The organism is Treponema sp. UBA7570 (assembly GCA_002477955.1).
Taxonomy (GTDB): Bacteria; Spirochaetota; Spirochaetia; order Treponematales; family Treponemataceae; genus Treponema_D.
Genome location: DLLE01000063.1, coordinates 55514 through 68092 on the forward strand (window position 1 = coordinate 55514; position 12579 = coordinate 68092).

6 protein-coding genes are annotated in these 12579 nt (G+C 38.3%); 4 read left to right on the forward strand and 2 right to left on the reverse strand.

Annotation, left to right across the window (positions count from 1 at the left end; translation table 11 throughout):
- Window positions 1-5: 5 nt before the first annotated feature.
- Both dinB and B4N75_RS08495 read right to left on the reverse strand, forming a co-directional pair.
- The gene (gene dinB / locus B4N75_RS08490) at window positions 6-5927 is read right to left on the reverse strand and encodes a DNA polymerase IV (protein WP_296707137.1); all 5922 of its coding nucleotides are present in this window, start codon (window positions 5925-5927) and stop codon (window positions 6-8) included.
- Window positions 5924-7858, reverse strand: a complete 1935-nt coding sequence (locus tag B4N75_RS08495; protein WP_296707139.1) for a hypothetical protein — start codon at window positions 7856-7858, stop codon at window positions 5924-5926. Before B4N75_RS08495 ends, dinB begins: the two co-directional genes overlap by 4 nt.
- A gap of 120 nt (window positions 7859-7978) precedes the next feature.
- On the opposite strand from B4N75_RS08495, the gene B4N75_RS08500 reads away from it, so the two are divergent.
- The 4 genes from B4N75_RS08500 (at window position 7979) to ligA (ending at window position 12539) form a co-directional block, all read left to right on the forward strand.
- Window positions 7979-9142: a hypothetical protein gene (locus tag B4N75_RS08500; RefSeq protein WP_296022739.1), complete on the forward strand. Its 1164-nt coding sequence runs from the start codon at window positions 7979-7981 to the stop codon at window positions 9140-9142.
- Between the two features lie 68 nt (window positions 9143-9210).
- Window positions 9211-9816 (forward strand): hypothetical protein, encoded by a 606-nt coding sequence (locus B4N75_RS08505; RefSeq protein WP_296707140.1) that lies wholly within the window; start codon window positions 9211-9213, stop codon window positions 9814-9816.
- Between the two features lie 72 nt (window positions 9817-9888).
- Window positions 9889-10554, forward strand: coding sequence for a tRNA (guanosine(46)-N7)-methyltransferase TrmB (gene trmB / locus B4N75_RS08510; protein WP_296669012.1), 666 nt, complete (start codon window positions 9889-9891; stop codon window positions 10552-10554).
- Between the two features lie 47 nt (window positions 10555-10601).
- Window positions 10602-12539, forward strand: coding sequence for an NAD-dependent DNA ligase LigA (gene ligA, locus B4N75_RS08515; RefSeq protein WP_296668957.1), 1938 nt, complete (start codon window positions 10602-10604; stop codon window positions 12537-12539).
- The last annotated feature ends 40 nt before the right edge of the window (window positions 12540-12579 follow it).

Sequence of the window (12579 nt, forward strand, 5' to 3'; positions counted from 1 at the left end):
AAAACTTAGAATTTTATTGTTGCTCCGATTTGGGCGTTTGCCGAAAGACTTGCGTTTTTGTCCCAATAGCAGCTGTAGCTTAAGCCGAGCGAACTGTTTATGCAGACGAATTTATTCAGTTGAATGTCCAGTTCATGAAGATATTCAAAAAAATTATGCTCGGAGGCTTTTGTTCCTGTTAGTGAAGAAGAGCTTTCTCTCGAAAAAACAGCATTCAGGCTGTCAGAACGGTTTATTTTTGTCTGATTTTGCGTTTTTTGTGCGGAAAAAAGTTCAAACCGCCTAAAAAAATAAACGAAAAATTTTTCAATAAAAGAAGATTCGCCAGGTCTTTTCCAGACAAAAGTAGACTTTGCGGAAAGATTGTTTTTGTCTTCAAAAGAAAATTCAAATCCAGCCTTTAATGTCTCGTCTTTCTTTATGTAAAAAATATCCTGCTGGTAAAACGAAATTACTGCCTTCGAAGATGAAAAATTCTGGCCGGGAGTTTTTAAGGTAATCGAAAAAGACGTAAGGTATTCATCTTGTTCAAAAAGGTCCGTAAGGTGAATTGCACTGTTTTTTCCAAAGACATTCAGCGCGCTAAAACCTAAAATTCCTTTTAACTGGCATACGTCGGTTACCGAAGATGAAGTTTTTATGTCGCGTTCAAAAGAAACCGAGGCATTTTGAGGCAAAAAAAAGTCTTTTGAATTTCCAAAGAAATTTCTTTTCCATCCGGCGGAATAAAGCGAAGAATAGTAGATGCTTTCGGCCGAGTCTTCATTCATCATCGGATCTTTTAAAACTTCATTCTTTATTGAGTTGCTGAAAATGTCATAAAACGGAAGCGCCTTAAAGTACCAGATTTTTTTGTTCAGAGTAGACGCAAGATGTTCAAAATCGTCCGAATAGTTTTCAGTTTTGCCGTTTTTTTGTGTTCCGCCAGTGGATTTTTTCCAGCTGAAAGAAAAATTATTCTTTTTTATGGAAAAAGGAACGGAAAAAGTCTGGCTTGTCTTGTCTGAATAAGTTATATATGCCGAATTTTTGAAGCTTTCTTCGGAAGAAAAATTGTATTCGGGAGAAAAACTATTTTTTTCCAGGTTGAATTTTAAATTCGCCTTTGCAAAAACATTTCTTTTTGCGGCTTCCAGTTTTCCTGGGCTAAATTCAAGCGAATTGATTTTATTCCAGGAATCGAAATAATTTTTTGTATCGTAATATTTTGTTTCTCCGGAATCTGTGGAAATTATTTTTTGTTTTGCGCCAGAGTGCATTTCAAAAACAAAAGGCCGGGTTTTTAAGTGAATTTTTGCAGAAATATTCTGGTTTTGCGCCCAAATATCTGAATCTGCGGCGGCGTCTGCTGAAAAAACAATTGGCAAATTGAGCGGTGAAAAGTCGGCTAAAAGCGAATTGGATTTTTTGAGGCTTTCGTCATCGTGGTTAAAAGAATAATTTTCTTCAATATTTAAAATTTTAAAAAAAGGTCTTGTGTTTTTGACTGTGTGCGAAGCCGAAGACAGCGGCATTGACGAATCCAAGGAGCGTCCGGCATCAAGCGAAAAATAAATTTCTGAAAAAGTAAAGCTTGTTTTTGCGCTTCCGGAAAAGTGATTTCCGTTTTCTAAATTGCCAGTGCTTATCTGAGAACTGGTTCTTCCGTCAGCTTGAAAACTTGCGTCTTTGAGAATTGCATAATCTTTTATTTTTATAATTTCGCCGTTTTTTTGCCATGAAGTTTTTACAATATCTTGAAGAAGAAAATAAGGCGAGCTGTCCGTAAGCATAAAACTGTCAAAGGCGAGCTCTGTCTGTGTCTGCGAGACTGAATGAAATTCGGCGCAGAATCTAGTTGGAACGACAGAAATGTCGATTTTTTCGACCGAGCCGTAATTTGATTTTTTGTCGGAAAGATTTATTTTTATGTCTGAGAATTTTTGTGTCTGAGAAAGTTTTATAAGCTCTTCTGCGCTCAGTTTTATTTTTACAGCGGTTTTAAAACTTCCGTCGCTTTGAGGCCGGTCAAATGATAAAATTAAAAAAGTTTCGTCGTCACAAGTCAAATTTTTTGAGGAGAATTTTGTATTCAGCCTTAAAAACTTGTAGCCTTCGAGGTTGATTTCGCCAAAATATCTTGTGAGCGTAAAAATTTCTTCCGAAGAATTTTTGAATTCAAAAAAAGTCATGTAGTTTGAGCTTCCGGCTTTTTCGCGTGCAGTAAAAACTTCATAATCTGAACCGTTTTCTGTGCTTACAAAAAATCCCGATTCCTTTGCTTCGTAAGGTCCTGCAAAAATTCTTCCAATTTTTTTTGATTTTGAAGTGAGAATGAGCCTTCCGTCGCAGTCTGTCGCAAGAAGAGATTTTTCTTCGTCCGAAATTTTTACTGTAACAGTCTGCCATTCGCCTTTTTTTTCTTTATTGAACGCAAGTTTAACGTCTGAGTCGCATTGTCCTTCCGAGCTTCCGATTTTCCAGGTGGGAATTTGGTTTTTGTCTTCAAAGCTCAGTTCTTCATCGGCATTTACACCGAGCTGAAGGTAAAGCTCAAAATCCGAAAGACTAAAAAAGTCGGAATTTTCATCAATTTTTAAGGCGAGCGAGAATTCGCTGCAGGAAGGCAAAATTCCGGAAAGTGCCGGAAATTTAAGTGAAGTTCCTGCCCAAAAAGGTGATGTTTCTGCCGCATTTTCGGAAAAATTGGAAAAATCCCATTCAAAACTTGCCGAATAACCTGTAATCGAGGAATCAGATTGTCCGTTTTTTGCTTTGACTGAACCGTTTTTAGAGCCTTTTAGTTCAATCTTCCGTTCACTTTCGCCTGGCCGTGAGTTTAAAAACGGCAGAATGTCGTCTGGAATGGTGGCCGCGGCGTCTTTTGCAAGATAAAAGGTTTCTGTTTTTTCTTCGTCCATTCCAGAAATCAGGCATTTTCCGGTCGTATTTGAGCTTTCGAGGCTTACGGCTCCTGTATTCTTGAATTTAAAATTTTCGGCCGAATATTCAAGACCTGTTGCTAAAACTGCATGTCCTGGAGAAGAAGTTGTTAAGGTTGTGTGATTTTTTTCGCTGTCTGTGCTTGGAAGAGCCCAGCTTCCTGCAAAAGCAAAATCTCCGCTAAGGTTTTTTGTGAACTGTTTTTTTATTCCGCCTGCCGCCGTAATTGCCCTGGAAGACGAATCCGAACTGTCTTCGTACCATTGAGCCGTTATTTTATCGGAAGCCGAAACCGAAGTTGAGAGCGTTATGCAGCCAGATTCCTTGTCGTAAGCTGCGCTCGCATCCTGAATTCCGTTTTTGTAAACAAGGACTGTTCCGCCTGTTGCATTCGTGCCGATTTCAAAGCGGTTTACAGGCGTAAAACTTCGTACGCAAACTTTTAAATCTGAAGAAGTTTTTAGCCCAAGATAAATTTCCTCAGCTTCCGTGCAAAAAGGAAATCTGTATTCTGCCGAAAGAGGAGAATTGGAATTTTTAAAAAAAACATCGGCATAAATGTGCGGTGAATTAAAAAAATCTGTCAGAACGTCCGAAAAATCGTTTTCGCCTAGGGTAACAAAAAAATTTTCATTTTGAACTGAGGTTGTGCCGGAGCAAACTGCTGCTTCTCCGGAAGATAAAAGTCCTGCGTCGTAACGGTAGCAGACAGCGTATGGTGAAAATTTCTTTGGATATTGAATATAAAAAACCTCGTTTCCGTCAATTTTTCCGGTTAGCGAAAGCGAATAGTTTTTTAAGTTTTTTGAAAAAACTTCTTGAACTTCGCCTAAAAAACCGCTGCCATTTTTTTCTTCTGCTTCTCCATAAGTTCCAAGCTCGGAACGCGCAACTGAAGGCGGGTAGGAAGAATCGTATTCAACTGCGACAGCTGGCAAAATTCCAGAAGTTTTAGAAGCATTTGCTTCCTTTGAAAGAAAAATTGAATAATTTGAAGCGCTCAAAAGGAATTGCGATGAATTTAATTTTTTGAATGTCCGGCCGTTTTCGTCTTTGTAATTTCCGTCCGAATTTTCTACAAAAACCGACTTAACGGCAAGAACGGCTTGTTTTGAAGGAAGCACGAATTGAAAACCTGTTTCGTATGCAGAAAGTTCTATTTTTTGCTCAGAAACGCTGTTTTTCCCGTACCAGGTCTTGGATTTTGCTTCGAGAGAGTCGTACCTAAAAATTGCATCTGCGCTTAAAGTTTGTGTTTCAAAATGAGCAGAAATTCCTGGAGCAAGATTTTCGCCGCCTCCAGGACTTCGGTTTAAATCGTCAATTGAATAGCCGGATTCAAAAACAATTCCGCGGTTTGCAATCCTTGCGCTTTTTAAAATTCCGTCTCCGTAATATCCTGCCGCAACCGTGTTTTTGTCAAAATGATCTGCAAAACCAGCTTCAAAGTACCAGTGTTTTTCAAGCAAAAAAAACAGGCTAAGATTGACTTCTGATAAAATAACTGGAGTGCTGAGCGAAAGCGCCGGCGTTGAGCCGAACCCGAAACTTGAAGAAAATCCTCCGTTTACGAGGGATTTCCAGTAGCCTTCGGCAAAAAAATCGACATTTTTGTCAAAAATTGAATAGTTAAAAAGGCTTTTTTTTTCTTTAAACGGAATTTCGTCAGATTCATCGGTTTGAGGCGGAAGCAAAGTCGAATTAAAAACAATCGAACCTGCTCCGTCTGCATTTCTTTCGGTTTGAGTAGAAACTAATGGCGAAGAAAATGTTTTTTGCGCGGAAAATATAAAAAACATTGACGGAATGACAAAAAAAACAATGCTTTTTAACGAATCTTTTCCCAAAAGCCTTGCTTTTGTAATTTTTATTCCCGGTATTTTTTTTTCTGCTTTTAAAACTGCTTCTTCAACCTTCCGTTTTTTTTCTTCATCAAAATTAAAAAGTTCCACCTGATGCGGATTTGAGGCGCTTTCTGTGTTTTGCAAGGCAAGTCCCAAAAGCCTTATTCCTTTTGAAGTGTCCGCTTTTTTGTCAAAAAGTTTTTTTGCACGTTCAAAAAGGTCGTCAATGCTGCCTATTTCTCTGGTCGAAGTTTCCTGAACTGTTGTCGTTGTAAAATTTTCGTAGCGGATTTTTAGGCCGATCGTCCAGCTTCTCAAATTTTCTTTTCGCATCCGCCATATTACCGTGTAACTTAATTCGAGAAGGGCGGTTTCGATTGCTTCTTTTGATGTCAGGTCAAAAGGATAAGTGTTTTCTGCGCTGATTGCGTGGGTTTTTGGAGTTTGATTGAATGTTTCTTTTTCCTGACCGCGGACGGCATCGTATAAAAAAGTTCCTGTCACCTGTCCAAAAAGTGCCGCAAGAAGATTTTTAGGCTTTGAATGAAGGTCTTTTGTTGTGTTTATTCCGTTTCTGTTTAGCAGGGCGAGTGTTTTATCTCCTATTCCCCAGATTTTTTTTAGTGGAAGCGAAAGCATAAAATTTTCTTCGTTTCCTTCTTTTACTTCAAAAAATCCATCCGGCTTTTTTATTTCTGAGGCGAGTTTTGCAAGGTATTTTGTCGGCGCAAGTCCGATTGAAACTGTCAGTCCTGTTTCTCTTTTTACATCGGTCTTTATTTTTTTTGCCGTTTCGTCTGGAGGTCCAAAAAGCTTTTCTGTTCCTGTAAGGTCGATAAAGGCCTCGTCGATTGAAATCTGCTGTACGTCAGGAGAATATCGCGAAAAAATTTCCATAATTTTTCCAGACATCTCAAGATAGCGCTTCATTCTTGGATGAACAAAAATTCCGTTTGGACACAGTCTTGCCGCTATTGCGGTTGGCATTGCCGAATGAACGCCGTATTTTCTGGCTTCGTATGAGGCTGTCGAAACAACAGCCCTGCGGTCTTCCGGTTTTCCACCGACAATTACAGGAAGATTTTTCCATTCTGGATGGTCAAGAATTTCAACAGAGGCAAAAAACGCGTCTAAATCTGCATGGATGAAAAAATTTTTCACTTTGACTTATCCCCGGAAACAAAAATAGAAACGGTTTCTTTTTCAAATTCATTTTGATTTTCTGTTGCGTAAAAAGAAGTTATCGTGACGATTTTTGAAGTGTTTTTTTCCGTTGAAAAGTCAATTTCAAAATTTTGCGGCGGAAAGTCAGGAATATTAAAATCCGCGGTTTTTGAATTATTTAAAGCCAGATAACTGTAATTTGAATCTAAAACCGGCGTATTTTGCTCGCTCGAAATGTTTACTGAGCATCGGACTGCCTGCTTTTTTGATTTTATTTTTAATCGGCTTGAGCGGAGCATTGAAGAATCATCATTAAAAATTTTACAAAAAAGATTTTTTTCTGTTGAATTTTCAAGAATTTGAGGATTTTCAAAGCTGTGTTTTTTGTTGTAAACAAATTTTGTTGTTAAAAAAGCAAAAATCGTTATGACGGCGGCAATTATTGCAGCAGAGATAAAGGTAAAACCTGCAATTTTTTTTAGGCTGAGAGATTTGTCCTTGTTGATGACGCGAAGGCGCACAAGAATTTTTAGCCAGATAATCTGGAACGGAAAAAGAATAAGGCTGAGCATGATGTTTACCTGTTTTCCGCTCGAAATTAAAATTTTAATGTCCGGGGCGTTTACGTTTGCAAAGTAAACTGCAACATAAGACAAAAAAGGCAGAAGCATAAGCGAAAACGTAATTATAAGCGAAAGCAATTTTGAAGAATTCCGCGTAAAGTAAATTATAAAATATTCAAGGGCGAAAACCCAAAAAACCGTAATGTCCGCCATGCTGAAAAGAAAAATATTTGCTGCCGAAACCAGAATAATCATAAAACCGTAGATGAACGATGTGCCAGGAAGCTTTAAATGTGACTGAAACAGAAAAAATACGGAAATTACAATTACGGAAATAAAAAGTTTTGCCGCAAATTGAATTACGGGATTCGCTTGGGAAATAAAAGCCAGATTTTTACAGCAGAATTGTCCAGCATAAAGCGAAAAAACACTTGCGCACAGCATTGCAGGAATAAAAAGCCAATATCTTGAAAAATCTTTCTTTGACTGAAGCCGATTTTTTCCAGTAAAGGTAAAGCAGACCAAAAAAAGAATTACAAGAATTCCGAAAATCTCGACAGAAAGTATATTTTTAAATTCGTTTATCCAAAAAGTGTGGTTTGCCAAAGTGATAAATGAATAATGAACATCGTTTTTTTCGTTTTGAAAAGGAATATGATTTTGAATAAAATTTTCAAGGGCAGAAATCTGTTCAACCTTAGAAAATTGCAATTTTATGCATGGAACTCCTTCCTTAAAAAAAGCCGCCATCTGTTCATCGCCAAAAAGAAGACCTGCCCTGTAAATTGAAAGCAGTTTTTGCGGAACTGAAAAGGGAATGTTTTTGCTCAAAAAAGAATCGACAGTTTCCTTTGCAAGCCACATTGGAGTTGAACTTTTTCCGCCAGTTGTAAAAATTTCAGCCTTTGCTTTTGTGTTCTTTGAAAAGTTAATCAAGACGGCAAAATATTCTGAGCCGTCGTCTAAATTTCCTGCAAAATTTTCAGTTCCTTGTAAAAAAAACTTATATTCCGGAAAAAGACTATTTCTGTCATCAAGGGCTGTAAAAACGAATTCAACTGGAAAAGCCCTTTTCATTTTTTTAGTTTTTTCGACAAGAGACAAAATTTCGTCCGGATATTCAAAAAAATCTTCCTGGGAAATAAGAACCAGCATTGTTTTTGCCGAAGCAGCCGGCAAAGAAGGTTCAAGGCGAATGTTTACATTGAACGGAAAAACATCGTTTCCTGTCGGGGCAAGCTCAAGTCTATGAAAAGAAAAATCGGATTTTTCAAGCAGTTGTTCTGTGTAAAGAGAAAGTTCCGCTCCTTTTAGAAAATGTTTTTCGGCGCTTTTCGCCTGCGGATAAAAAATGATGTAATTCAATAGCAGTAAAGAAATTAAAAACTTCCGCAGAACTCTAAAACTCATTCTAACAGAATATAATTTGAAGGTTTACAATGCAAGCCCCTTGCAGTATAATTAGAAACGTTAGTTGGAGAAAAGATGTCTGCTGAAAAAAAATTTTCACTTAATCTACCGCTCAAAGTCATTTTGACAGAAGAGGGAGCATCACATTTTATCAGTAATAAAATTAAACTTTTGCGTTTCAGGCTTGCTGACAATATTGAAGAATATGGAATTTCGCTGAATCCATTTTCACCTCAGTCGTTGCAAAATATGATTTTGGTGAATTACATTTCAAAAATTGAAATTTCCATGTCGGAATTTGTTTCAGTTCGTCAAGAAGTTATGGATCTTTCAAAAGTTGTGGTTTATTCGCTTCTTTACAAACAGTTTGACCGCCAGCTTTTTGCGGATTTTATTCAAACTGATGCCGTTCAAAAACACAACCGTAAAAATCCCACTCAGTTGATTGATGAACGCACAAAAATGTCCGAAAACCAGCTCAGACAGATACTTGCTTCTCAAAAAGCGACTGTTCAGCTTGCAAAAAAGGAAATTTTGGATCCAGTCTGGAAATCTTTGATGGAAAACAAAGACTATTCTCTCGAAGAAAAAAATATCTATCTTCTTATGACCGAAAAGTTCTTGAACCGTCTTTCTTTGATGAACTGGTACATAATTACAAAATTCTACCGCACAGAAGGTTTTTCTCAGATCAATATCGCAATTCGCCATCTTCTTCAGGTTTATATGGAAAAGAGCCGTGTTGCCGAATATATTTCAATTCTCGTAATGGAACTTGCCCTCAACAGTGAAAATACAAATATGCGTAAGGAAGCGAAGCGTATGTTTGCAGGAATTGAAGATGTTGATGCGCTTATTTACGATCCTGAGCAGCGTGAAAAAATCGTTGCCGAATTAAAGCGCAATCATGAGCAGGTTTTTATTTCTTGGAAGCTCGGCGGCGGTTCGTCTGCAATCGGAAAACAAGGAAGACTTCAGATAACCCTTTACAATAAGGACGATGAGTTTCAGGAAGTAAAGGAAAATATCGAGTCAAAGGCTTCTGCCGACACTAATAAAAAATCGTTGATTGACTTTTACAGGGAATTGCCTGAAGGGCAGGAAAGCACAGATTTGGGGCTTTATTACCTTTCTTACCTTGATGACGCCTGCAAAAAAGTGAATGTAAAGTTTGAATCAATCGTAAATCAGTTCTCTTCAAGCGATTTGACGGTCATAAACCTTATTTTTAATTTTTAGGTCAAATGAAAAGCCATCGGAATTTAAAAATAAGAATCCTGTCTTTTTGTCTCTCGTTGTGTCTGATTTTGGCAGTTTTTCTTTTTTTGTCATGTTCCGAATCGTCGGCAAATATCCTTTCTGTAAATGCGAGCGTTGTTTTTGATTACAAAGATGAAAAGTCGCTTCCAGAAACAAGTCTTTCAGTCTTTGTTCAGGGCGAATACGAGGCTCAGAGGGCGGATTTTCTTAAAATTACAAAAATTGAGGAAAATTACAGCTGGAATGTTTATTCTCCAGTGATTTTTGAAAGCCAGAACAAAAACTGGATTGGTTATCCGTCTTTGCGCGCTGCAGAAGGCAAGGCTATAAAAAACGGTGAATATGAAGTTTTGTATGCAGATGCCGCTGGAAACGAATCTGAAGAAAAGTTTTTTATAAAATATAACGAAGAAATCCTTAAGTCAAAACCAGAAAATGTCCGCAAGGCCGCCGGCATAAATTTAAGCGAAGTTGTCATTCTTTTTGACAAAAACATGAATATGCTTTTTTATGGAACTGCAAAAAGAGCCTGGAAGAAAAATTCTGATATTTTAAAAGAATACAGCCGGGCTTTTTTCAAAAGACGGATTTTGACGGATGCTTCTGGAACTGTCGTTATAAAACTTCCTCTTGAAAATTTAATTGAAAAATAAAAAAGGATTTGATTTATGAATGAAATTGCAGAAACAGAAAATAAAAAATGCTCGCTTTCTGCCGAAGAGTCGATGAAGCGCACAATCCGCACTTTTGCAATTCGCGCCGGTCATTTTACAGCTTGTGAAAAAAAAGATTATGCCCAGCTTTTGCCACTTTTTGGAGTGCAATATAGAGAAGAAATTTTAGATTTTGGGAAAATTTTTGGAAATAAAAATCCGCTCGTAATCGAAATCGGCTTTGGAATGGGAAAAGCTACTGCAATAATTGCAGAAAATAATCCTGATATAAACTATCTCGGTCTTGAAGTTCATAAGCCTGGAGTTGGAAAACTTCTTGGAGAAATCAGAACACGGAATTTAAAAAATATCCGCATAATTGAACACGATGCAATGGAAGTTTTGGAAAACATGATTGCTCCTGAAAGCGTCGATGCTTTTCATATTTTCTTTCCAGATCCGTGGCAGAAAAAGCGCCATGAAAAAAGACGCTTGATTCAGAGGCCGAGAACGGACTTGATTGCTTCGCGCTTAAAAAAAGACGGCTATCTGTATTTTGTTACGGACTGGCTTCCTTACGCGGAATTTGGCCTTGAGCAACTTGAAAAAACTCCCGGCCTTAAAAACAAATATGAAGGTTACGCTCCTCATCAGCAGTGGCGGCCTGAGACTCGTTTTGAGCAAAAAGGGATTGATGCAAACCGTGTAATTAACGAGATGATGTTTATAAAGCAGTAATTTGCCCAAAATTGTGAGAGCGTCAGCCTTAAAAAAGAGGGGATTTTATGGGAGATCTTTTTGACATAGGTCAAAGCGCAAGAATTTCAGAATTAGTTAGTTTAATAAAAAGATACCAGGCTTCTTATTACAACGGTGAAGCTGAAATTTCGGATTTTGAATTTGATAAACTCTGGGACGAATTAAAACTTTTGGATCCGAAAAATCCTGTTCTGCAAAAAGTTGGAGCGGACAGCGGAAATTTTGCAAAAGTACGCCATATTATGCCTATGGGAAGCCAGGAAAAAGCCGCCGATCCTCAGCAGTTTTTAACATGGACAAAAAATCATTCGTATTCAGAATATCTTGTTGAATACAAGCTTGACGGCGCAAGCCTTGAGCTTCAGTTTGAGCATGGAATTTTAAAAGCAGCTGTAACTCGCGGAGACGGAACTGTTGGCGATGACATTACTCTTAATGCAAAAAAAATGCACGGAGTTCCATCGGCCCTTTGCTCTTTTAACGGAAAAATTCTTGATTATACGGGCGGCGTGCGTGGCGAAGTTATAATGACGCATTCTGTTCATGACAGTTTGTATGCAGATAAGGCGAATTGCCGGAATGCCGCCAATGGTCTTATGAAAAGAAAGGACGGTCTTGGAAGCGAAAATCTAAAACTCATTGCTTACGATGCCTGGGCTTCGGATGGAAACCAGCCTTTTAAAGATGAGGAAGAAAAAATTGTCTGGCTTAAAAATTGCGGATTTAATGTTGTTCCTCTAAAAATTTGCCATTCAGCAGATGAAGTGATCGAATACCGTGCCTCAGTTATGGAAGAGCGAAAAAATCTTGAATACGACATAGACGGACTTGTTGTAAAAGAGCGGACAATAAACCATGCAGACGCAAGCCGTGCGCGCCCGGACAGACAGATTGCATTTAAATTCAGTCTGGAAGAAGCTGTGTCGGTTTTGCGCAATGTCGAATGGAGTGAATCTGGAGCAACTTATACTCCTGTGGCTGTTTTTGACGAAGTTCAGCTGAATGGAACTACAGTGCAGAGGGCGTCTCTTTCAAATCCCGAAACAATGCGAAGACTTGGCGTAAAAATCGGAAGCAAAATCGTCGTAGTAAAGAGAGGAGAAATAATTCCAAAAATCGAAAGCGTCGTTCCTGCCGAAAAAGGACAGAGCTTTTCGGAAATTCAAATTCCCGAAAAATGTTCCTGCTGCGGTTCAAAACTTACGGACGAGGGAACAAGGCTTTTTTGTCCGAATAAAAACTGCGAAAAAAGAATTTTGCATCAGCTTCTAAAATGGGTCAGTGTGATTGACATTCGCGACCTTGGCGAAACTTTGATAAGATCTCTTTTTAATTCTTCCAGGGTGCGTTCGATTAGCGATTTGTATACTCTTACGGTCGAAGAGCTGACACCGTATTTTTTGAATGCAGAAAGCCGTCAAAAAGAAAAAGAAAGCCTTGGAGCGCAGAAAGTTTATGATTCAATTCAGTCCCACAGAAAGGCAAAATTAGCCGCCTTTATCGCTGGCTTTGATATTGAAGACATGGGCGAAACTATGATTCAAAAGCTTGTTGACAGCGGATTTAACACTTTGGAAAAAATGCTTGAGGCAAAAGCTGAAGATTTTTCAAAAGTCTATGGATTTGCAGAAATTTCTGCCAGAAACTTTTTTGAAGGCCTTGAAGAAAACAAAGACGAACTTGTTTTTCTCTCAAAAAACTACATTCAAGTTGAAGAAGGAAGTGCTTCTGGTGTTTTTGCAGGTAAGTCTTTCTGTTTTACTGGTGAACTTGAGACGATGAAAAGGCTGGACGCCGAATCCCTCGTAAAGGAAAACGGCGGAACATGCAAATCGTCTGTCACAAAAGACCTTTCTTATCTTGTGACAAATGACACAGCAAGCGGTTCTTCAAAAAATGTAAAGGCCGCAAAACTAGGAATTCCGGTAATTACAGAAGAGCAGTTTCTTGCTCTCTTAAAGTAGCGCTGCCTGCGAAGCGATTTCAAATTCTTAAAATCAAGCC

What these genes read in the sequence shown, in the direction of transcription:
- trmB (WP_296669012.1), top strand. Translation starts at nt 9,889, where the DNA reads ATGAAGCGCACAATCCGCACTTTTGCAATTCGCGCCGGTCATTTTACA.
- ligA (WP_296668957.1), top strand. Translation starts at nt 10,602, where the DNA reads ATGGGAGATCTTTTTGACATAGGTCAAAGCGCAAGAATTTCAGAATTA.
- B4N75_RS08500 (WP_296022739.1), top strand. Translation starts at nt 7,979, where the DNA reads ATGTCTGCTGAAAAAAAATTTTCACTTAATCTACCGCTCAAAGTCATT.